Raw genomic sequence first — 24501 nt, forward strand, 5'->3', positions numbered from 1 at the left:
TTGATCTTTTGTCTACTTTTGGATCAAGCCAAAAGTAGTTAATGTTGATTCCACCAAAGCGGGGTTGTCGTTAGATCCGGTCCCCCCAGCAATTCCAAAGCTTTCTGATACCCTTCCAGGTTATTTGTCTGGATATTGGCAGGATAACGGTAGCGTTTAGGGTAGAAATCCCAGCGGCATTCTTTGGCTGTTGCCATAGTCAGAGGAACCTGGTTCAATGGGTTGTAGTCTTTTTCTACAGCCTGATTCTCAAAGAACGGCAAACCGAGACGGCGATGATCGCTCCAGGCTTCTTCCGGTAACCAGGGTACCTGTGCAATGTATTTCTGAGTGATAATTTTCGTCAGTGCATCGTTGTTGTAAGAGCCACCGCGATAGATGGAATTTTTCGGATAATTATATGTCATTGTCTTATTTTCCTTTGTATAAGGATCGACATAATTGACAGTGTACGGTTGCGCTTCTGTTGTATGGTCAAAGCTGACAGAGGTACCTACACGATTATAATCCGTCGATGTCAGATATTGTGCAACCTGGTTTTGCAAGCCATGATATTCGAAACTGGCAGTGATGCCACTCTCATAATTCGACTTGGCGGTACCCGGAACCGTCCAACCCTTCAGAGCAGCTTCCGCCAACAGGAAATAACTTTCCCACGGACCGAAGAAAACACGTTTCTGAGTATTCATACGATACTGTTTCGACATGGAAGGATAGTTATAATTCTTTCCTGTCAGTGCACTGACCAGACCGGATAGATTATTCCATTCTCCGGCTACCCAGGTACCCCAGGTATAACGAGGATCGACCGTCAGCATCGGTTTAGTATTATCGTTCGGGTCCATCAATTCGACCGGCTGTACTTCGCTGGCCGCACCGATATAATCGGAATAAACCACACCGTCATTCCAGCCTACCACGCTGAACAGTTTAGGTCCACGCGGATCGACATACTGAGGGATCGCATCAAAATAGAATCCGGCACACGGATCGTTCGTCTTCAGCGGGAAATGTTTGTCCAGATATAACCCCATATAGGTATGAGGATCTTTCAGATGACTCTTCAGTGAGTCAGGAACAGGAAATTCGATACCGCCTAACCCTTCTGCCAGATTCTTGAAAGTGACAGACATTGCCTGTGCATTCCAGGTACGCGACATGACACTTGTCAAATCGTTCCAACCATCTTTTTCCTGTACGCCAGCCAGGTCATTCAGGGAAGAGATAAAAGTCTTGCCCGCTGCATCTTCGAACTCAGTCTTTGCCAGTTCCGGAGAGACAGCCGAAATACGCATGGCGTAACGCATACGCAAAGAGTTGGCATATTTCTTCCATTCATTGATATTTCCGGCATAGAAAGCATCTTCACCAGCCATCGGTTCCATATTAATGGAAGGATCGAGGGCAGCCTCCGCTTCTTTCAGCTCTTTCAGGATAAAGCCGTAAATAGTTTCCACACTATCATATTCGGCAGGCACACCCGTGAAAGCCGACAAAGCCGGGATCGGTCCGAAACCATCCGATACTTCCGCATTCAGGTAAGCACGCCAGATACGTGCCATCTGTATCACATTCTTATAATAAGGATATTGTTCGGCTTCGCCTTCGGCAACCTTCTTTTCACCCAGTTCGATCGCTTTGGTGGCTTTGTTCAACCAACCGACAGCGTATGAGTTACTCAGATATAGGGTAATATAGTCGTTATTGTCCGTTCCGATCGTAAAACCGCTACCCCGGTTAAAACGGGAAGCACGGTTCCACTCGGCAATGAAGATACGCTCGGCAATCTCCGGATTCATCTGTGCTCCGACAATAGAGCCGTTCAGGAACCATTCAGGCTTAACTTTGTCCTCACCTACCTGGTTAGGGTCTTCGTTTATTTCCTGAAAATCATTACAGGATGTAAACAAAGCGGCTATCGAGAACATGCCTGCCAGTAATATATTCTTGGTGTTCATCTTGTTTTATTTCTTTATTGTTCTTATTAAACCATCTTTAAAATCCTACCGTTACGTTGAACGTAAATGAGCGGCTGGTCGGTGCAGCCCCGTTTTCAAATCCGGTGGCATTCGTATTGGTTGCCGATACGGATTCGGGGTCGATACCCGGCAGGTTATAATGGATCATCCATACATTGTTACAAGTGGCCGACAGACGCAGACGCTGGAACGGTGTCTTTTGTAACATGGCCCGGTTAAAGTCATAGCCAAGCGTGATATTACGCAGACGGATATTGGTAGCATCATACGTAAACATTTCAGGCAAACCGTAGTTTCCGGTCGAACCGATACGTTCCCAATAGTTCTGATGAGTTACAGGGACTTTATTTTCCGCATAACCGTTAGAGGTCTGTACGACAGAATTAGGAACTACGAAGTCCTGACGATTACCGTTGACTACTGTTCCGGCAGCATTACCACGAACATACAGGTTGGAAGCCGTAGCCGAATACAAGTCACCACCGATACGGAAGTCTACCAGGAAGCTAAGATTGAAGCCTTTATAAGAGAAGCTGTTCGTCCATCCCAGCATCCAATCGGGACTTTGATTACCGACCTTCGATTTGCCGGTCGTGATCAGAGGCAGACCGTCTTCACCTACAATGATCTTGCCATAGTTAGGATCGTTCTTATCTTCTACACGCTGGAATGTTTGTCCGTAGATATCACCGTAATAACTACCTTGTACGGCTACGATCTGGATAGCATCCAATGTTTTTATATCATAGAGGGTAACACCCGGATACAGGTCGATGATCTTGTTCCGGTTCAGAGAGAATTGCGCCGTTGAATTCCAGCTCAATCCTTTCGGGTTATCGAGGATCGCACCGTTCAATGAAATTTCGATACCTTCGTTCTGGATATTACCGGCATTTACTTTCCGTGAACTATAACCGGAGAACGGGTCCATCGGGAGGTTCAGCAACTGACGGGTGGCGTTTGTCTTATACCAGGCAGCATCCAATCCCAAACGATTATTGAAGAAGCGGACATCGAAACCGGCTTCCCACGATTTGATCAACTCACTGCGTACCGTAGAATCAAAGAGCACATTACCCGGAGCAGCCGTCGTATTCCCATTCTCATCTTTTCCTACCGTAAAGTTATTGTATAACTGATACGGATCGAGGTCGTTACCTACTTCTGCATAAGAAGCTCTCACCTTGGCAAAAGTAAACCATTCAGGCATCTGCCCACCCAACTTCGGAACCATATCGGAGATAACGCCCGACAAGCTGACTGACGGATAGAAATAAGAACGATTGGCTTTCGACATAGTAGACGACCAGTCGTTACGTGCCGTCACATCCAGGAACAGATAACCGTCCCAGTTCAATTGCAACGATCCATACAGCGAATTCATCTTGCGGCGGGTCAGTTCGGAGGTGACTGTCGGTTTATTGATACCATTGTTCAGAGAGAAAAGGTTCGGGACAAGCAGTTCGCCTGCCGAAGCATTCATCTTCGTTCGTTTCTGCATCATCAGGTTACCGCCGAAAGAAACAAATCCACCCAGACGGTCGATCAGGTTATCCTTACGGGCCGTAGCCAGGAAACTATAGTTATTTTCGTAGAATGTTTCAGAACCTTCATTGTACAGACCGCTTGGCGTTGTATTCCCACCGGCATATACTTTTTCATTTTTAGTAGTCGTATAATAGTCGGTACCACCCCGGAGTTCGATATCGAACCAGTTCGTTGGAGCGTATTTCAATGCGATATTACCCAGCAAACGGTTACGGGTATCGTTGTTTTGCCGGTATTTAGTTACCCAGTACGGGTTTTCCTGCGGATTCTTCGAGGCATCCCACCAGATCATGTTTCCTTGTTCATCCACATCCTGTTTGAACTCAGCTACATTCAGTGAACGTGGCAAATTGTAGATCGTATTGAATGCATTGGAAGGATTGACACCCTGGATCGGGCGGTTGTGGGCATTCATATTGATGTAATTCACTTTGGCATCGATCTTCCACTTTTCGGCTTCATCGAGGAAAGTGGTTGCACGCAAAGTAATGTTCGTCTTGTTCAGTTTTGATTCGGGAGTGATACCGGCATCATCCGAACGGTTGATAGAAGAGAATACCGATGTCCCTTTTATATTCTGCTGGAAGCTGACACCTTCATTGAAGGAAGTCCCGGTATTGAAAAAGGCATCTATATTATCATAAGTCTTTAAAGGCACCTGACGTCCGAGCCAGTCGGAGACCATCTGTCCTTCCGCTTTCGGTCCCCAGCTCAAACGCGACTGATTATCGTAAGCGCCGACCGAACCTTGTCCGAAGCTGTTCTGCAGATCCGGTTTAAGGAAAATAGATTCAGTCGTGATACCGGCATTGACCGTGATACCCAGACCTTCGTTCTTCTTTCCCGACTTAGTGGTGATCAGGATCACACCGTTACCGGCACGCGACCCGTACAAAGCGGCAGCAGAAGCACCTTTCAGTACCGTCATCGATTCGATATCTTCGGGGTTGATATCGGAAAGACCGTTACCCATATCGGCACCGGAGTTACCCCATACATCATCGACACCGCCTGTGAAGTTATCCATCGGCGTACCGTCGACTACGATCAGCGGCTGGTTACTACCGGTTAGGGAGTTATTACCACGCAGAACGATTTTAGAAGAACCACCTACCCCATTACTGGAGCGCACGATCTGCAGACCGGAGACTTTTCCTGATAATGAATTGGCAAGATTCGGTTCGCGTGACGACAGCAATTCGTCACCTTTCAGTTCCTGCATCGCGTAACCCAGTGCTTTCTTGTCACGTTTCATACCTAAAGCGGTCACAACGACTTCATCCAGCTTCTGGGCATCTTCTACCAGTTTCACATTCAATGTAGCTTGTCCGGTGTAAGGGATATCTTGTGTGGCAAAACCAATAAAAGAGATTTGGATAATGTCTCCCTTCTTTACGCCTTCCAGAGTGAAATGACCATCCATATCGGTCATGGTACCTGTGGTAGTGCCTTTTATCACAACAGAAGCCCCTGCGACGGGTCCGAACTCATCTTCTACTGTTCCCGTTACTTTCGTATCCTGTTGGGAAATGTCAATAGCAGGATTCCCGGTATTCGGATTGGCAAAGGCGTTTCCGTTGAAACCCAACGCGCCCGCCAGGAGAATCATGCTGACAGATTTGAATCTTTTCAACATACTGATGTTTTTTGTTTAATTTATTAGATTAAATGTGTTTGGCGTCAACCAACGTCATTTGGTAATATAAACAGAAAGAAACAAGCGTTGTTGCAAGATTAACATTGGGGAACAGCGGGATTTGTTCCCTCTAAAAGCCTTCCCGGCGAAAGGCACAAGCTATAAATCAAAAGGAGGTTGAGAACTCTTTTTTATTGGTTATTCAATCAGAGCATAACTTTTTTTTATTTTTAATCACAAATACTTGTAATGGATTTGTGAAAATAAAGAAGAAAGAACCTTCTTCCTACATAGTCTGACAAAGAACTATCAATTTAGCTACTTGCCATGGATCATCAAAATGAATAGATTGCTCTTTTACCAGCTGACGGATGGCTTTCCGATGAGTATCGGGATAGAGTTTTAAGAATGATTTTAGGTTACTGAAAGATACTTGCTGTCCATCCAGACAGGTCCGATAGGTATTTTGATAGTCCTTTTTATATACACTGTTAGTGGGAAAACTAAGACCTTTATTCTGCATTAATGCCACATCCACCGAAGCCTGACCTCCGGATTGGGTAACAACCCCCATCGCACCGCGCTTACCTTTGTAATGCAATTTTACTTTCCAATCAACTAGTAATATATCCTCTCCTACAGGAATACATTCAAAAAAACTGGCACCTTCACGACTTGGAACAAACTTCCGATTTTGTATATAAAGAGTATCGATATTAGATGTATTATACATCATTTGATATTCATTACCGTCTTTGTAATATAATTCCTGCTTTTCACAATTATAGTTGAATTGGGTTTCTATACAGCGTTTATCAGTCAGTAAAATCTTTCCATCAGCAAACTGGTCAAACAAAAAAATACCCGACTGTTTTTCTAAAATCTTCTGTGCTCCCAAAATGAAAGGAAACAAAAACAAGATAAAACTTCCTTTCAGCAAAGAATTCACTTTCTTCATTCTATATATGATAGTTCAAGGGGATTCGTCTAAAACTTAACAGATACTATAAATTTAGTTATTTGCTAAACTTATAAGAGGGTGTGATGCACCCTCTTATAAAATTTTTCAATCAAATCCTCCATCTGAACCATATATAGAAAGATAAATATCACTACTACTATGGGGACTTTTTAATTTAATAGAATATTCCTTAGTTCCAGAAGGTTTTCCTATTGCAGAATCTTGAAAACTTCCCAAATCATTGTCAAAATAACCAGATTTAATATTAACTATATATACAACCTGTGGGTTCGTTAACGGACCTGTATATTGCCATGACACAGTAAAATTTACCTTTTCCACATATCCATATGAATCATACGAATAACTTATATTCGAAATTCTATAATCAACATGATTTTCCGAAGATAATGAAACAATCCAAGTAGTATTGTTTTCATTAGAAGGAGTATTTTCCATTTCAGAAGCAAAAGCATTATTTACATTACATAAAAATGCTACAAATAATAATAATACTAGATGTTTCATAATAATACCTTTTTAAGTTTGTGCACACAAGATAAGTATTATTTATCATACAATCTACTAAATTGTATGTTTTTTTAACAAAAAGGCGTTTCAATTTACACTGAAACGCCTTTATATATTGAAACTTAATACTTAATTACAAAGCATCACCATTCGTATTCACAGCTGTAGTAGTTCTATCAGCCCACCATACTGGAGTGGTATGATTATTCTTATGAGCTACTTCCTGGAAGTTCTCAGAATTTTCTTGACCTTCACTATCCGGATAATAGAAACGATCCATAAAGACTATATTGGCCAACGGAATAATTGGAAGTTCTCCATTTAAATCCTTAACCAAACGACGCGCTTCATTATAAATTTCGTATGGATTCATTATATTCATATCCAAGAATTTCTGGTCGAAAATAAATTTATACTTCTCTTGTGCAGAAGATAATGTATTAAACTTATTAGCCACAAACTCACAATAATCAGCCAAGTGAGCCTCATCCAAACGAGGTGCTTCTGCACTTGCTTTCAAATACTGCAAAGCTGGAATTGTCGCTGCATTATATTTATTATTTATATTCGAATCATAATAGAAACGAGTAGAAATATCAATAGCTTGTTTAATATGTTCTGCCGGATTTATATCGCTAAAAACACCCGGCCAACGAACTGCAGCTTCAGCCAATAATAGATGAACTTCCGGAGCATGAATTACAGGGAATGCCATATCGAAATTAAAATAAGTCCGACGATTGTACATTGTTACTAATCGTGTAGGAGACCAAGGACTATCGCTATAGTCATCATACTGGAAAAGATCATAAATTTCCTGATCTGTGTAATATTCATGTAATTTAACAGTATCAGCCATATGCATTGGCAGACCTATATAACGTCCATGTCTATCCGGCTGGAACATAGCATACAAACGAGGATCAAAATCATGTCGATCCGCAGCAATACCATTTTCATCACCAGGTTGATATTTGTAATTCATGATACCTTGAATCATCGTCTCCGGAGCAATACATTCATTTGCACGTTCTTCAATGCCACGATAGAAAGTAACCTCAAAAGCATGTGTTTTATCTTGCTCTTCAAAGCCGATATTATATTCATATTCAGTAATCATACGGTTATCGTTAATCAGTTCACGGATTGTAGCCTGTGCTACATCCGGTTTCACATGACATAAACGCATCGCCATACGTAAACGTAAAGAATTAGCTAAGCGAATCCATTGATCAATATCTCCTTTACAAAGGATATCAGCCGCTTTAAACTGACTCTGATCCATTTCTGTTTGAAATTCAAATACAGATAATCCGTTAACAGCCTCTTTCAGCTTTGTCATAATGTCATCGTAGATTTCTTCCTGCGTATCATACTCTACATAAAATTCACCATGAAAAGCACCACCTGCACCAAAATAAGGAATATCATCATACAAGTCAGTACAACGTTGATAAGCATATGCACTTACTATGTTCCGACAATAAACATATTCCATATTTCGTTCCCGATCTTCTTCTGACATCTCTGCAAACATCAAGTCCATGGCATTCAAGTTCTTACTGTAATCCACAGCAGTCTTATTAAAAATCACCTTATTGAATTCCACACCTGACCAGCCTAACCAAGGCTGAGATATCGAATTATTTTGACTCGCATCCAAAAAGTCCGGACGGCTACACAAACCTAACATTCGACTAAAGCCAATCATGTAATGGTATGTAGGACCGTATTCCATACGGAACAAATGACCTTGTGTTAATGCCGAAGAAAAGAATAAATTAAACTGAGGCTCTGTCATCTGATCCGGATCGTTAAAATCTTCACGCAAATCATCCGCGCAAGAAGAGATAGATCCAGCTGTCAATGTGCCTAAAGCCAGGCAAGCAATATATTTTGTTATCTTTTTCATTTTCTATAAACTATTAGAATGATACATTAAGACCCAAGCCGACACTACGAAGTCCCGGAGTGATAGACTGCTCCGTATATGAGCTAGTACCCATTGATGATTCCGGAGTTACATTAGGCACATCTTTATAGATATAGCACAAATTATTTGCAAAGAGACTCAAACGAGCATTCTGAAGTTTGAATCGACTAATCAAGTTCTTTGGCAAATTATAGCTAAAAGAAAGTGAACGCAAGCTAATGTAATCACTCTTGTACATCTTATCCTCAGACATTGCGCTACCAGACTGCCAATATAGTTGGCTATAATATTGTTCTGCAGGAATTAACATTTCATTCTTTTTACCATCAGGAGTAACACCAGGAGTGATCACACCATCATGTAAGATGAAAGGATAATAAGAATCTGCCGGAACAGCAGCATTATGGCTATCTAACAAAATACGATCACCATTAGTGTTCATATAGTAAGGAAGACCGCCACGAGCTTCGTCACGATATTTCAAAGATTCTTTTCCAGAACCATTACCAAGCAAGTACATATTTGTCTGTGAAATCATAGTTGCACCAAACTGGAAGTCGAACACAGCACTCAGAGAAAAATCTTTATAAGAAATACTTGTATTGATACCCCCTATGATATCCGGAGTAATTTTTCCTACCTTCTTATATTTTGTTTGATCAAATTCCCAAACACCAGTACTCTGATTTACAATTCGATTTCCTTGCTCATCCGTTTTATATGGACGAATCCAGATTTCACCATATTGACCACCTACTGGAGCCATAACTTGTGCCCCTGTTTCCTTCCAAATTGTCAACTGATTGATTCCGCCACCTAATTCATTGATCTTTGTAGTATAATTAGAAAGATTGAAACCTAATTCCCATGTCCAATCTTTAGTCATGATAGGCTTTGTATTCACTGATAATTCCACACCGTTCTGAGCAATATCACCAGCATTCATATAAGCATATTCAACGCCGGAAGAAGTAGGTACTGATAATTTAATAATCTGATCGTACGTATTATTATGGAAATAAGAGAAATCCACACTGATTCGATTTCCTTGCAAGAAGGATGTTTCAAAACCTATTTCATACTCACGTTTACGTTCCGGTTTCAAGTTTGGAACAGGGAAACCTCCCGTAGAACCAGCAAAATCAGCAGGCGGTAAGAAATTACCCATGCTCATAGTCGGAACACCACCGTAGGAACCCACAGAGAAAGCTACGTTACCAAAATAACGTGGACCCGGCCGACCTACATCAGCCCAAGAAGCACGAACCTTACCAAAAGTCATTGTCGGAATATCGAAAGTTTCAGTAAAGATCCAAGAAGCACTTACACCTGGATAAAAATAATGATTGTTTTCCGGAGGTAGAATAGATGACCAGTCATTACGTGCCTGAACTTCCAAATACAATTGATTATCGTAAGCCAACTGAGCAGATCCATACACACTTAATAACAAATCTTTTCCACGCTCACGAGAACCACGCGGACCAAAGTCTTCCCTTGTGTTTTTCAAAGAAAACCAGTTTTCCAATGCAAAATTTTCCATTACATATTGATTCTGATTTTCCATTAGGTTTTGTTTTACAGCACCACCCAGCATCACACTCAAATCCCATTTTTCATTGAAAGTCTGATTGTAATTAAAGGCAGTCTGTGCATAATAAGTTGTATTACGAATGCTCTGAATACCATAATACCCTTGTTTACTTTCCTGAGTTAACGGTTGAGTTACATGCTGTTTAATTTCATGATCCACAATAGTATAATCCATACCACCCAATGTAGTCCAAGAGAAATTGTCATTAAAAGTAACATCCATATTCAAAGACTGGATCAAATGGTTACGTCTATAATCGTTAGAGTTTACCAACTGTGACCAATAATAATTTCCTATATACTGAGTAGCACGATAACGATCTCCCATGGAACGGTCAACAGAAAATCTGTTATAACCTTCTTCTGTCATTAACAGATCACGAATCAGATTTACATCCAATTCACGCGGCACACCATACGTAACCATATCTCCAATCTGATAAGGAGCATTATGATCTTTTGTAGTAGAAAAAGAAGTATTAGCTTTCAGTTTTATAAAATCGTTGGCTTTTAAATCTCCTGCAAAGTTGAAAGAATGCGCATCATTCGTTGCTCCTACAGAGGTTGCAGCATAGTCACGATAATTATAGGACAAACGAAAACTACCAAGATCACCACTATTACTAAGAGCAAAATTGACATTTGACTGATGACCAGTACGGAACATATCCGTCAAGTTATTTTCCTGAGCGACATAAGGACGATAAGTATCGTCAAACCATAACAAGTTGCGACCATCCAAACGCGGACCAAAGTTAGCAGAGGCACCTTTCCATAAAGATTCTACCATATTACCAGTTGTCGGATCCTGCATCATATAAAAGCCATCTTTAGACAAATTGGCAATACGAGCAGAACCTGCACTAGAACCTGTACCAAATTCATTCTGGTATTCTGGATAATAGGCCGACATGTTCCAAGTATAGTTCACACCAAAGTCTATACCTAATCCCTTCTTACTTCCAGTTTTTGTGGTAATCAACATAACACCATTAGCACCTTCTGATCCATACAATACAGCTGCTTTTGCACCTTTCAAAATTTCGATCGAAGCAATATCTTCTGGATTGATATCGTTTAGACCAGTACCATGGTCACCACCATCACGACTGTTGCTAGTCATTTTCGTGTTTTCATCATGAATTGGAATGCCATCTACTACGATCAACGGACGAGTAGTAGATCCTTCATTCAACGATGCCGCATTACGAATCTTAATATTCATACCACCGGAAGGACCAGATGCAGTAGTTTGCAGTTGCAAACCTGAAGTTTTACCATACAAAGCCTGCATAGCATTCATCGGCGTACCGGCTTCAGTCAGTTCTTCACCTTTTACGCTACTTACAGAATAACCCAGCGCTTTCTTTTCGCGTTTGATACCCAAAGCTGTTACAACAACCTCATCCAACTTTTGAGTATCTTCCGCAAGTTTCACTTGTAAAGCAGGTTGACCTGTGTATTTGATTTCCTGGGTTGCGTAACCTATAAAAGAAATCTGAATAACGTCACCGCTCTTCACACCTTCCAATGTAAAGTTACCGTCCATATCGGTAATCGATCCATTAGTTGTACCTTTCACTACGACAGATGCTCCGGCAACAGGACCGAATTCATCTTCAACTACTCCCGTCACTTTCCCATTCTGTTGGGAAATACTGGTTTTTGGCATTGCTGCAACCGTATCCGCAGACACATATCCGGGGATACCTAGTGTTCCGGCTAACAGCAATAAGCCCACAGGCTTAAAGTTTTTCAACATAATTGATGGTTTTATTTGAACATAAAATAGACACTGCTTTGGCGAAACAATGGTCTGTTCTAATCTCCTTGGATATAAACTGCAACTATGATTTAGAAACTAGTGTGTATTTTAGTTGGCGTTAACCTTAGTTCTAAAAGAACTCTGTACATTTTATATCCGCGACAAATATATGAAATAATTATTACACAGTGTTATTTTTCGTCAAGAAATTATCATGAGATTACGTTTTTAACACATTGGCTAACAATAATCCATCGTAATTAAGTTAATAGAACAGTTGAATCATGGCTCATATGTTAATATAAATTTACCGGAATGCCGCATTAAAACAATCTTACATTTCTTTCTTAACATTTATAAAGTAGCTCTATTTTATCCTCAAAATGGATAAAAAACAATTCTATCCTCAAAACAAATATGAGGGATAGATTTTAATACTATTACAAGGAAAGACAGCACGCAACCGTTTAATTCTCCATGATTATCAATAAATCCTAAAATTTATTCAGTCCTTGTATTCATTTTTTCACTATAAACTCCAATAACCTTAGTTCTTTTAGTACTACGAACGCCACAAAACGCCAAATCATCCAGGCGTTCAACAATAAAGCCTCTGGGGTCTTATATCAAATTATGTTCAAAAGTGCTTTTTACGCCAAATAGCACTGGAGTATTTTAAAAACCATCAATTATGTTGAAAAACTTTAAACCAGTTAGCTTAATTTTGTTTGCCGGAGCGTTATGTTTACCTAAAACATACGCAGAGACAACACCAGTTAGGCCGGAAGTGAATTTTTCCCAGCAAAACGGGAAAGTCACAGGAACAGTTGAAGATGAATTCGGTCCTGTTGCCGGAGCGTCTGTCGTAGTGAAAGGAACAACCAACGGTAACATTACCGACATGGACGGTAATTTTACATTGGAGGGAGTAAACAATGGTGATATCATCCAGGTCTCTTTTATAGGATATGCCACTCAGGAAATTCAGTATACAGGACAAGCATCTCTGCAGATTAAATTAGCAGAAGACACTCAGAAGCTGGACGAAGTCGTTGTGACGGCTTTAGGTATGAAACGTTCGACGAAAGCTTTGGGATACGCCATGACAGAAATGAAAGGCGACGACTTGAACAAGAATGTCATCAACCCGGTATCCGCTTTGCAAGGGAAGGTAGCAGGTGTGGAAATCTCCGGCTCTGATGGTGGTATGTTCGGTTCTTCCAAAATTTTGATTCGCGGTGCTTCTACATTAGGAGCGAACAACCAGCCTATATACGTCGTAGACGGTGTCATCCTGGATAACGGAATTAAAGACGGAGATCCTGAATATTCTACGACCGACGCCGACTATGGTAACGAACTGAAAAACTTGAATCCGGACGATTTCGAATCCATCTCTGTATTGAAGGGGGCTGCTGCAACCGCTCTTTACGGTTCACGCGGTCTGAACGGTGCTGTCGTTATTACGACAAAAAGCGGTAAAGGCATGAATGGTCTGGGTATCAATTTCTCTCAGACTGTCGGTATCGACCATATGTATAAACAACCGAATCTGCAGTATGAATACGGACCGGGACAATATGCTGGTAACGTTTCTTACGGCCAGACAGACGGCTCTGGTAATTACTATAAATGGGACAACATCGGCCAGTTCATGCTGAACAGCGCAGGACAGCATACCTTGATCGGTGCCAGCGGACGTCACTGGGGACCGAAATATGACGGTTCAGCAATCGAAATGTGGGATGGTTCTATGGGCGTCTACAGTCCGTATAAGAACAATATGAAAGATGCCTACGACCTGGGAGTAAACTCGAATACGAATATCTCTGTCAGCGGTTCAAACGAAAAGACCTCTTTCTACACCTCCCTTTCTTACAAATATGCAAACGGAACATTACCGAACAATAGCTTCCAACGTTTGTCTTTCATGGCAAAAGCTTCCCACAAAATCACCAACAAGGTCGAATTGGAAGCATCCATCAATTTCGCCAACTCAAATCCGAAAAATGCACAGCCTAATATCGGTGAATATTTTGTAGATACAAACTTAGGTCCGTTCGGCGGTTTGTATGACACCCGTCACTGGAGAACCCGTTATAAAGGTTCACACGGTGGTCTGGCCAGCTCTGCTTATGGGGATGAATATGCCAATATCCCTGGTATCGGATTATGGTGGAACATTTTTGAAAATGAATACAGCCAAAAAGAAACCTCTGTCCGTCCGGGATTAATCCTGAATGTAGATATTTTGGACTGGTTAAAGTTCCGTGCCGAAGGAAACTACAACTATTATTACAAACGGCACGAAAGCAAACAACCGGGTACAGGATACGCCAATACGAAAACCGGTTACTATGCATTAGGTTTATATAATAAAGAACAGACCAATTTCAATGCTATGTTTACCGTAAATAAACAAGTCGGAGATTGGAATTTCGGTGGTTTCTTACGAGGTGAATATTATAACAACTTCGAACAGACCATGAGTATGAATACTAATGGCGGCCTGGTTATCCCCAATCAGTATTTCATCGAAAACTCCATTAACCAGATTTCATATTCAGGTAAAGTACAGTATGAAAAACGAATGCTGTCGGTTGCTTTCCAGGCCAGTGCCAGCTGGAGAGATCAGGTATTCGTCGATGTAACCGGACGTAATGACTGGTCGTCTTCATTGGTTTATTCAGACACACATGGTAATTATTCTTATTTCTATCCGTCAGTAAACGGATCCTGGCTGATTTCCTCTACATTCCGGGATCAGTTACCGGAATGGGTATCTTTCGCTAAAGTACGTGGTTCATGGGCACAGGTAGGTAATGATACGGAAGCTTATATTATCAACTCCGCTTATTCGCTAAACACATCTACAACGGCGAACGGATCCAATATTTATGCATTGGAATTACCGACAAAAGCTTATTCTCAAGATCTGAAACCGGAACGTAAAAACGCCTGGGAAATCGGTTTGGACTGGCGTTTTATAAACAACCGCATCGGTCTTGACCTGACCTATTATAAGGAAAACACGAAAGATCAGATCATGACAATCGACGTACCTTATGTATCAGGTATCAGTCAGCAATTGATCAATGCCGGTAACATCCAGAATAAAGGTATAGAAATCGCATTGAACACAACACCCTACCAAAACGATGACTGGCAGTGGGATTTGAATTTCACCTATACGAAGAATACGAGTAAAATCGTAGAACTGCATGAAAATGTAGCTGACTATATCACCTTAGACGGACAGGTGAGCGGAGGTAACTTCCGTATCGGTTCTGTTGCTAAAGTAGGTGAATCTTACGGTCTGTTGATGACCGACTCGAAACCGAAAGTAGACAAAGCGACAGGCTTACCGATACTGGACGCCACGACTCAATATGGAGCTATGCATGCCATGTATTACAAACGTTCGGGTACTGCCGAAATTATCGGCTCACTGGTTCCGGACTTCTTAGGTTCGGTCAACACTACTTTGAGATATAAAGACTGGAGCCTCAGTGCTTCGTTCGATATGCGTTTCGGTGGTTATATCGCTTCTTACGGTGACCGTTACGGTACGGCATACGGTATGACGGAAACATCTTTGAAATGGCGTGACTCAGAACATGGCGGTATGACTTATACCTCTATCTGGGACGGACAAACTTACCATGACGGTTTGATCCCGGTCGGTTTGGTTGAAGGCGGAACTTCTCTGCCGTTACCCGATGGTACGACATATACGGTTGCTGACGGAGGTGAAACTTATCAGGCTTTGTATGACAAAGGCTTGGTAGACCCGCAACATGGTTCTGCATGGCATTTCTTCTCTAACGGATGGTCGCAAGGTACAATTAACGACAGTTGGTATAAAAAACTGAACTATATCGCCCTGCGTGAATTGTCGTTAAGCTATCGTGTCCCGAAAACTTTCTGTGAAAAGTTCCATGCTAAGAATCTGAGCCTTTCATTTACCGGACGTAACTTAGGTTATTTGCTGAACTCAATGCCAAACAAATCGAATCCGGAATCCGTACGTGGTACTTCTGCTTCTGAATTCCGTGTTCGTTCTTTCAGTGGTCTGACAGCCAGCTATATGTTTACATTAAATGTTGGTTTCTAAAATACAAGGTAATAAGAATATGAAAAAGATAAATAATTCAAAAAAAATATTGGTTGCTGCTTTGATGGGGGTAACCGCACTCACAAGTAGCTGCCGGGATGATTTTGCGGATATCAACTCAAGCCCGTCACAGGTTACGACAGCAGAACCGACCTACCTGTTTGCCCAGGCAGTGTTGAAGTTTGAGCCATCCGGATATTTATATTGGTTCTATAACGCCCCGATGATGTATTCATGGGCACAGATGGCAACACCGACCAACGGATTCACTTCTACCTTTACAACAACGACTGCGACCGGACAACAGGGTACACAGTATTTGGAAACACTGAAATACGTACGCGACCTGGAGCACTACCGTTCAACGCTGAGTGAAGAAGATGCCGCTAAATATGCAAACATCGCCGCCTGCCTGGATGTCCTGACTGCTTATTTAGGCATTTTCGATACAGATATGTATGGAGATACCCCCTTTACTGAAGCAGCAAGGGCCATTCACGGAGGTACATTGACACCGGCTTACGACACCATCGAAAGTTTGTACGACCTGTGGCTGACTCAGCTGGATGCAGCCATCAATACACTGACAACAGCGACCAATCAGATCGAGTTATCAACACAGGATGTAGTCTTCAACGGAGATGTTGCCAAATGGGCTAAGTTGGCCAACACACTGAAACTTCGTATTGCATCCCGCCTGATCTCACAGAATAAATCACGTGCATTGGAAATAGCACAACAGGTTACATCTGCTTCCTGCGGCTATATCGACAGTGCCAATGACGCGATGTTGTTCAACAAGGCTATGACGAATACAAGCTCTAACGACTATGTTTATCACTGGAGTAACGGCTTCCTGGAATCAACTGCCGGTAGTCAGCGCGTACTCGATTTCATGCTTGAAAACAAAGACCCCCGCGTTCGTTTCTGCTATAGCAAAAATGAATGGAACTCCATGATTATACAAGCTTTCTACGATCAGAAAAGAGAAATTCCGTCTTATGTAGAAAAGAATGTTGAATATACGACAGATGCAAACGGCAAGAAAACATTCGTAAAATGGAAAGGCATGGGTGAACCCTGGGTTCGTTACTACGGTATACCGGTAGAATTCAACGCACAGGACAATGCTGCTTTATACGGAGATTACTTCAAGCCTGAAACACGTTTCAGACTGACAGAAGAAGGCGGTACGGCTAGTAAATATTATACGCCTTATTCTATGTTCCAGCGTCAGATGGTTATCGGTCGTAACTATAACTTTACCATGCCGACACCTCCGGGCGGACCGGTTATCGAAAGAAAAGAGGACCGTCCCTGGTATGGCTTATACTTCGGTGCCGCCGAAGCAAACTTGTTCCTGGCTGAATTTAAACTGTTAGGTGCGAACCTGCCTCAATCTGCCGAATATTATTACAACCGTGGTGTCAGATTCTCTGTAGAAGAATATGATAAACTGGCTGAACTGAACCAGATTGCTTATTATGGTACAACCTACGATTACGACCCGCATGAAGTCTCCATTGAACTGAAAGACGGCGAAATCGATACCATGATGGAGAATGAAGATTATAAACTGACAGGAAGTGCTGCAGAACAATTAGAAAAAGTGTATATCCAGCAAATGCTGAATTATACGCTTTATCCGGATGAACTGTACGTAACAGCTCGTCGTTCAGGTTTACCCAAATTCGGATCGAATCTGATTTCACGTGAAAACTTTTCATTGGTACCGGTGACAAATATTCCTCGCCGACTGGATACAGACCTTCCTCTGGAAACAGACTTGATGTATAAAAACAAAGTAGAAGCATTCCAGCGCCAGGGCTTCACTCCTACCGCTGCCGGTCCGAACGGTCCGACTTTGAATGCCGAACGTGTATGGCAAGACAAGGGAGCTCCTCAATGGGGAGAAGGTCCGAAAGAATAAGGTTCACCTGTTTCTTGGATAACAGAAACAGTCCGATATTCAATCTATAGAAAGGTGACGCTGTCTTGTCGGGACGGCGTCACCTTTTCTTTTATGCTTCACCGGTTTTCTTCCTCTCCTATATTCGACTCCACCACCAGCGTATCCGGCAGTTCCACCGGCTCCGGTCGCCGGGTATAGATGCACATCCGTCGGGTCCCGTCCTCTATCAGAACACCGTCAGCCACAAATTGTCGGAGTTCTTTCCGCGCCATATATTGCGTGCAGCCATTCAATCCCTGATATGCCAGGGTCGTGATATAAGCATGACGTTCCAAATAGTGTAACAATCGTCTCTCCTTCTCCTCCAGTGAGAAGTCGGTCTTTTTAGGTTCCCGGTAACGCTCCAGATGCATCGTCTTCAACTCCCACTTCAACTGAGCACAACAACGGAAATTCACATTCTTGAAATGTACCGATTCACTGCGTAGCTCTTTCTTGTCTTCAACCGGACGCGATTGAAGGGAGACACTGAAATAACCGATCCCGTCGAGATTGACATTATACCCCTCCTTCAATTTTTCCTTCAACAGATCGGCGATCAGCCGGACCGCCCCCTTCAGGTCCCCTCCGGTATAGGTGGAACGTGAAGAAGCCTCCTTGATCAAATGATCCGTACTCACTGTATCCCAAGGTATTATACGAGGATGCAATACGACTTTTTTCCCTGAACCCTTTTTCGGCGGGTTCTTCTCCATTTTGTAAACTGCTGTCATACTAGTGAACTTTTATCATTCGTACTATATACTTTTAAGGCTAAAGAAGTGACTCATTAAGTTTTCGACCCGGGCCAACCATATATTCGACCTAGGTCGAACTTCAATTTGACCTAGGTCAACTATATGTTTGCCCCTGGTCGAACAGTTAAGAACATATGACCAAAGATACAAAATATAAGTACATAAACAACAGTTCTCCCCTTTATTTACAACAGATGAAATAAATGCAATATGCTTGATAATGATCGGCCCCAACATGCTTCAAACCGACACTCCGGCACTTACCTTTGAGAAAAAATCAATAAAAAAGAGCCTATGAAAACAACATTATTCAGTGCCAACATGAAAGCACAACGAACTATCGGAATGGAAAAACTGATCGAACTGATCAGAAACGGGTACAAAGCAAAGCAGGTGACAGCCCTGCGCGAAGAGCTATGCCACACCCGACACGGGGTTTCCGTCAAACAAGCCAACCGGATACCGGTGGTCTACTTCTGTTCTACTTTCAGAAAGCAAGAAAAGAAGTTGGTGAGAAAAGAATACAACGGGTTAATTCTGCTTAAAATAAATAATCTGACCAACCGTAATGAAGCGGAAAAGGTACGCCGGCAGGCTTCCGCTTCTTTACAAACGATGATCACCTTTATCGGTTCGGGCGGGAAAAGTGTCAAAATCGTTATACCTTTCAGATTACCGGATAATACTGTCCCTCAGAATGATACTTTGATCCGATTCTTCCATGAAGAAGCATATAACAGGGCAGCCGCTTACTACAGGGAATCCTTGCAACAGGATATCGCCGTCGAAGAAAACGAATTGGATGCAGCCTGCCGCCTCTCTTTCGATCCGGATATTTATTACAATCCGGACGCACTGCCTATCCGGATCGAACAACCATGGAAGCTACCGGAAAAGCTACCCGTATCTACCCTGGAGCATACCGTAAAAGACCCGTTGCAGCGGCTCGCTCCCGGTCATGAACGAAGCCGCATCATCTCACTGCTCTTCGAAAATTCATTACAGCAAGCGATGGAGACAAGCGGCTACCACAGGGAAGAAAAAGACATCAAGCCTTTTCTGACCTGCCTGGCCGAAAATTGCTTCCGCAGCGGTATACCGGAAGAAGAAGTGATCAAATGGCTCCCCATCCATTCTCATTTCCGGATCTTTGAAACGGAGATACGGACTACGATCCGGAATGTTTACCGACTTTCTTCCGGTTTCGGTAGAAAACCCTGCATCCGCCCGGAACAGGCACTGGCCATGCAGACGGACGAATTTATGAAACGGAGGTATGAGTTCAGATACAACCTCCTGAAAGAGGATGTCGAATACCGCGAAATATCCTGCAAAAACCGGTCATCAATGCCCGCCGGCCTTACAAGCGCAGTGTCCAGTCGATGAAGAGATACGCCTCTTTCATTGCGACCTCCAACAATGCAGACCTACTGAGCGACCCGACCGGAAGCCGCCGTTTCATCTGTATCGAACTGAACGGGACTATCGATCACAGCCTGTCGGTTAATCATAGCCAGCTGTATGCCCAGGCGGCTGCCGCATTACGTACTAACGAACGGTATTGGTTCACATCCGAAGAAGAGACAGCCATTATCCGCAATAACCACCAGTTCCAGCAGATCCCGATTGAAGAACAGCTCTTCTTCCAGTATTTCCGACAGCCGGAGGTCGGAGAAAAGGGTGAACTTCTTCCTGCCGCTGAAATATTAAGGCGGATCGAACAACGCAGCAAAATAAAAACGGGTATCCGCAATATGGCTTTGTTCGGACGAATACTGCTAAAAAACAATGTGACCAAAAAACATACCAAAACAGGCAATTACTATCATGTGACAGAGCTTTTATAAAACAAGAGGGGTGACGCTGCTTTCTACCAGGGCGTCACCACCTATTTCACTATATTACAAGACATTAAAACCACTTCATTAAAGGGTGACGCCCAATTAAGTAAAATTTATATAAATAGTAAAAATCCGAACGTTGCCTCTTCTCCCAAAAATCGTTTAATAAATATTTACTAAACAAAATGTTCTCAAAAGCTGCAAAAAAGGTATGAACAGCGCTTGTTTTAAATGCAAATAAGTGTTTAATTATTTTATATAAGTATTGAAATTCAGTTATTTAAGTTGTTAATATTACCATTGTTCTTTTAGAACTATGAGGATCACTAATGATTTTTTTACACAGACGTTAAATTACATAGCTTAATACATTATTATCATTTTAAATAAAGAAGTGCTTATTCGCCAAAATAACACTTCAGTAATCTAAAAACTATCAATTATGTTGAAAAACTTAAAGCCTGTCAGCTTAATTCTGATCGCTGGCGCACTCGGTTTCTCCGGAAGCGCATATGCAGATCTGATGCCAAGTAAGCAAAGTTCCGGGATTACCCAACAGAATGGGAAAGTCACCGGAGTAGTAGAGGACAGCTTCGGCCCCGTTGCCGGAGCCTCTATCGTTGTGAAAGGAACCACTAATGGTACAATTACCGACGTGAATGGTAATTTTACACTGGAAAACGTGCAAAACGGAGCCACTATCCAGGTCTCGTTTATCGGCTACGCCTCACAGGACATCCGGTATACCGGACAGTCCTCCCTACGCGTGTCGTTAAAGGAAGATTCACAAGCTCTGGATGAAGTGGTTGTTACCGCTTTGGGTATGAAACGCGAAACGAAAGCATTGGGATATGCCGTTACCGAATTGAAAGGTGAAGAATTGCTGAACAACGCAATCAACCCGGTTTCTGCTTTACAGGGTAAAGTGGCTGGGGTTGAAATTGCCGGTTCTGACGGTGGTATGTTCGGTGCGACCAAGATTCAGATCCGTGGTGCATCTACATTGGGTAAAAACAACCAGCCTATTTATGTAGTAGACGGTATTATCCTGGATAACGCCATCCGCGACGGTGATGCAGACTGGAATGCCAACAACTACGACTACGGTAATGAGTTGAAGAACCTGAACCCGGATGACTTTGAAACGGTATCTGTACTGAAAGGTGCAGCCGCTACCGCCCTGTATGGTTCACGCGGTTTGAACGGTGCGGTCGTTATCACGACAAAATCGGGTAAAGGCAAGCAGGGGATCGGTGTGAATGTTTCACAGACGTTCGGTATCGACCATATGTTCAAACAGCCGAAGCTACAGAACAAGTACGGACGCGGACAGTACACAGGTAATGTCAGTTATGGTGAGACGGATGCCAGCGGCAACTACTACCTGTACGACAACATCGGCCAGTTCTATCTGAACTCGGCAGGTAATCATACCCTTACCGGTGGAACAGGTCGTCATTGGGGACCGGCGTTCGACGGAAGCAGCATTGAAAACTATGACTATTCAACTATCGCCTATAGTCCGGTAGAGAATAACTTCAAGGATGCATACAATTTGGGATTCAACAGCAATACCAACGTATCTGTCAGCGGTAGCAGCGAAAAAACCTCTTTCTATACTTCTCTGTCTTATAAGTATGCAAGCGGTACACTGCCGAACAACAGCTTCGACCGTACATCGTTCCTGGCTAAAGCATCGCACAAGGTAACCGACAAGATTGAGGTGGAAGCATCCATCGCCTTCGCCAATTCAAATCCAAAGAATGCACAGCCGAATATCGGAGAGTTGTTCGTAGACGGTACCTGGGGACGTACGTATGATACCCAGTATTTCCGCAAACGCTACAAAGGTACTCACGGAGGTCAGGCCAATTCCGGCTATGGTGACGAATATGGTAATAACCCGGGAAGAGGTACCTGGTGGAATATCTACGAAAACGACTATCGTCAGAAAGAGACTTCCGTACGTCCGACATTGGTATTGAACGTGGAGCTGACCGACTGGATGAAATTCCGCGCGGAAGGTAACTACAACTATTACTACAGACGTTATGAAGAGAAACAGCCGGGAACAGACTATGCAAACAAGCGAAGCGGTTATTACGGAATGGGACTCTACTCGAAAGAACAGACCAACCTGAATGCTGCATTTACATTCAACAAGAGCGTAGGTGATTTCACATTCGGCGGGTTTATCCGCGGTGAGTATTACAACAATATACAACAGACTATGGCTGAAAATACAAACGGTGGTCTGGTTGTTCCTAACCAGTATTTTATTGCCAACTCTATCAATACACCGTCTTACAGCGGTAAGATAGAAGGGGAAAAACGTATGTTGTCCATATCCTTCCAGGCAAGTGCAAGCTGGAGAGATCAGTTATTCCTGGATGTGACCGGACGTAACGACTGGTCGTCTGCCCTGGTTTATTCGGATACACATGGTAACTACTCCTATTTCTATCCGTCTATTTCGGCCTCCTGGCTGGCTCATGAAACGTTCCGCGAACAGCTGCCGGAATGGATCTCTTTCGCCAAACTGCGCGGATCATGGGCACAGGTAGGTAATGACACGGATGCTTATACAATCAATTCGGCTTATTCATTATTGACAGCCCAGCTGCAAGGTGGTGGCAACGTATACGCGCTGAGCATCCCATCAACGGCTTATTCCACAAATCTGAAACCTGAACGTAAGAACGCTTGGGAGATCGGTTTGGACTGGCGTTTCCTGAATAATCGTATCGGTATCGACATGACTTATTATAAGGAAAATACAAAAGACCAGATCATGTCGATCAGCGTTCCGGGTATCTCCGGTATCAGCAGCCAGTATATCAATGCAGGTAATATCGAAAACAAGGGGTTGGAAATTGCCTTGAACACGACACCGTTCAAAAACAAAGACTGGCAGTGGGATTTGAACTTCACATACACCAAGAACAACAACAAAATCGTTGAACTGCACCCGAACGTAGCCGATTATATCACGTTGAGTGGTGAGGTGGCTTACGGTAATTACCGTGTCGGTTCAGTTGCCAAGGTGGGTGAATCTTACGGGGTATTGATGAGTGACTCGAAAGCCAAGATCGACGAAAAGACCGGTCTGCCTATATTGAACGCGACTTCTTATTACGGTGGCGACAGAGGTATGCATGCCATGTACTACCAGCGTAGCGGCGAAGCAGAAAAAATCGGTTCGATGGTTCCCGACTTCCTGGGTTCCGTAAGTACTTCGCTTACGTATAAGAACTGGAGCCTGCGTGCTTTGTTTGATATGCGCTTCGGCGGTTATGTAGCGTCTTATGCAAACCGCTATGGTCTGGCATACGGCTTTACGGAAAGCTCTCTGAAATGGCGTGACGCAGAAAACGGCGGTATGAGCTATACTTCCATCTGGGACGGCCAGCAGTATAACGACGGTTTAATCCCTGTTGGTCTGATCGAAGGCGGAACATCTATTCCTCTGCCGAACGGAAGTTCTTATACGGTAGCCGACGGTGGCGAAACCTACCAGGCACTGTACGATCAGGGACTTGTTGACCCGCAACACGCTTCGGCATGGCACTACTGGAACAATGCATGGGGAACCGGTACAGTAAACGACGACTGGGTGAAGAAACTAAACTACATCGCAGTACGTGAAATCACCGTATCCTACAGAATGCCTAACAAGATTGCGCATAAACTGGGTGCACAGCATTTGAACCTGTCGGTGTCCGGACGTAACCTGGGCTACCTGCTGAACACGATGCCGAATAAGATCAACCCGGAATCTGTCCGCGGTACATCTGCTTCTGAGTTCCGTATCCGTTCTTTCAACGGCTTGACTGCTAACTACACATTTACTATTAATGTTGGATTCTAACTAAACAAGAAACTTTAAATTAA

Annotated in this window: 12 protein-coding genes; 5 read left to right on the forward strand and 7 right to left on the reverse strand. The window is 42.9% G+C overall.

Annotated features, from left to right (window positions below; translation table 11 throughout):
• Positions 1-38 precede the first annotated feature (38 nt).
• From DXD68_RS16130 to DXD68_RS16155, 6 genes are all read right to left on the reverse strand, one after another.
• Positions 39-1958 carry a SusD/RagB family nutrient-binding outer membrane lipoprotein gene (locus DXD68_RS16130; RefSeq protein WP_122362553.1) on the reverse strand — a complete coding sequence of 640 codons (1920 nt, stop codon included), beginning with the start codon at positions 1956-1958 and terminating at the stop codon, positions 39-41.
• A gap of 37 nt (positions 1959-1995) precedes the next feature.
• Positions 1996-5163: a SusC/RagA family TonB-linked outer membrane protein gene (locus DXD68_RS16135; RefSeq protein WP_122362554.1), complete on the reverse strand. Its 3168-nt coding sequence runs from the start codon at positions 5161-5163 to the stop codon at positions 1996-1998.
• A 286-nt stretch (positions 5164-5449) separates the two neighbouring features.
• Positions 5450-6121, reverse strand: coding sequence for a hypothetical protein (locus DXD68_RS16140; RefSeq protein WP_122362555.1), 672 nt, complete (start codon positions 6119-6121; stop codon positions 5450-5452).
• A 108-nt stretch (positions 6122-6229) separates the two neighbouring features.
• Positions 6230-6652 (reverse strand): hypothetical protein, encoded by a 423-nt coding sequence (locus DXD68_RS16145; RefSeq protein ID WP_122362556.1) that lies wholly within the window; start codon positions 6650-6652, stop codon positions 6230-6232.
• Between the two features lie 136 nt (positions 6653-6788).
• Entirely contained in the window at positions 6789-8567 is a 1779-nt protein-coding gene (locus DXD68_RS16150; RefSeq protein WP_122362557.1) for a SusD/RagB family nutrient-binding outer membrane lipoprotein, read from the reverse strand.
• Positions 8568-8580: 13 nt separating this feature from the next.
• Positions 8581-11943, reverse strand: coding sequence for a SusC/RagA family TonB-linked outer membrane protein (locus DXD68_RS16155; RefSeq protein WP_122362558.1), 3363 nt, complete (start codon positions 11941-11943; stop codon positions 8581-8583).
• 694 nt (positions 11944-12637) lie between these two features.
• On the opposite strand from DXD68_RS16155, the gene DXD68_RS16160 reads away from it, so the two are divergent.
• Positions 12638-16060 (forward strand): SusC/RagA family TonB-linked outer membrane protein, encoded by a 3423-nt coding sequence (locus DXD68_RS16160; RefSeq protein WP_122362559.1) that lies wholly within the window; start codon positions 12638-12640, stop codon positions 16058-16060.
• A gap of 19 nt (positions 16061-16079) precedes the next feature.
• Positions 16080-17990 (forward strand): SusD/RagB family nutrient-binding outer membrane lipoprotein, encoded by a 1911-nt coding sequence (locus DXD68_RS16165; RefSeq protein ID WP_122362709.1) that lies wholly within the window; start codon positions 16080-16082, stop codon positions 17988-17990.
• A 98-nt stretch (positions 17991-18088) separates the two neighbouring features.
• Here the strand turns inward: DXD68_RS16165 and DXD68_RS16170 are convergent, their stop codons facing one another.
• Complete coding sequence (locus DXD68_RS16170) at positions 18089-18745, reverse strand: HU family DNA-binding protein (protein ID WP_122362560.1); 657 nt, start codon at positions 18743-18745, stop codon at positions 18089-18091.
• A gap of 318 nt (positions 18746-19063) precedes the next feature.
• On the opposite strand from DXD68_RS16170, the gene DXD68_RS16175 reads away from it, so the two are divergent.
• The 3 genes from DXD68_RS16175 to DXD68_RS16185 all read left to right on the forward strand — a co-directional run bounded on the left by DXD68_RS16175 (position 19064) and on the right by DXD68_RS16185 (position 24478).
• On the forward strand, positions 19064-20155 hold the full coding sequence (locus DXD68_RS16175) for a BT4734/BF3469 family protein (RefSeq protein ID WP_122362561.1): 1092 nt from the start codon (positions 19064-19066) through the stop codon (positions 20153-20155).
• A complete protein-coding gene (locus tag DXD68_RS16180) occupies positions 20152-20616 on the forward strand; it encodes a DUF3874 domain-containing protein (RefSeq protein WP_122362562.1) in 465 nt (154 codons plus the stop codon). The genes DXD68_RS16175 and DXD68_RS16180 overlap by 4 nt, the downstream gene beginning before the upstream one ends.
• Before the next feature lie 436 nt (positions 20617-21052).
• On the forward strand, positions 21053-24478 hold the full coding sequence (locus DXD68_RS16185; RefSeq protein WP_122362563.1) for a SusC/RagA family TonB-linked outer membrane protein: 3426 nt from the start codon (positions 21053-21055) through the stop codon (positions 24476-24478).
• Positions 24479-24501 lie beyond the last annotated feature (23 nt).

The sequence above is a fragment of the Parabacteroides sp. TM07-1AC genome, assembly GCF_003480915.1.
Taxonomy (GTDB): Bacteria; Bacteroidota; Bacteroidia; order Bacteroidales; family Tannerellaceae; genus Parabacteroides; species Parabacteroides chongii.

Coding starts and splice junctions, on each gene's coding strand:
- DXD68_RS16165 (WP_122362709.1), top strand. CDS start 16,080: ATGAAAAAGATAAATAATTCAAAAAAAATATTGGTTGCTGCTTTGATG.
- DXD68_RS16140 (WP_122362555.1), bottom strand. CDS start 6,121: ATGAAGAAAGTGAATTCTTTGCTGAAAGGAAGTTTTATCTTGTTTTTG.
- DXD68_RS16130 (WP_122362553.1), bottom strand. CDS start 1,958: ATGAACACCAAGAATATATTACTGGCAGGCATGTTCTCGATAGCCGCT.
- DXD68_RS16185 (WP_122362563.1), top strand. CDS start 21,053: ATGTTGAAAAACTTAAAGCCTGTCAGCTTAATTCTGATCGCTGGCGCA.
- DXD68_RS16180 (WP_122362562.1), top strand. CDS start 20,152: ATGAAGAGATACGCCTCTTTCATTGCGACCTCCAACAATGCAGACCTA.
- DXD68_RS16160 (WP_122362559.1), top strand. CDS start 12,638: ATGTTGAAAAACTTTAAACCAGTTAGCTTAATTTTGTTTGCCGGAGCG.
- DXD68_RS16135 (WP_122362554.1), bottom strand. CDS start 5,163: ATGTTGAAAAGATTCAAATCTGTCAGCATGATTCTCCTGGCGGGCGCG.
- DXD68_RS16145 (WP_122362556.1), bottom strand. CDS start 6,652: ATGAAACATCTAGTATTATTATTATTTGTAGCATTTTTATGTAATGTA.
- DXD68_RS16170 (WP_122362560.1), bottom strand. CDS start 18,745: ATGACAGCAGTTTACAAAATGGAGAAGAACCCGCCGAAAAAGGGTTCA.
- DXD68_RS16175 (WP_122362561.1), top strand. CDS start 19,064: ATGAAAACAACATTATTCAGTGCCAACATGAAAGCACAACGAACTATC.
- DXD68_RS16155 (WP_122362558.1), bottom strand. CDS start 11,943: ATGTTGAAAAACTTTAAGCCTGTGGGCTTATTGCTGTTAGCCGGAACA.
- DXD68_RS16150 (WP_122362557.1), bottom strand. CDS start 8,567: ATGAAAAAGATAACAAAATATATTGCTTGCCTGGCTTTAGGCACATTG.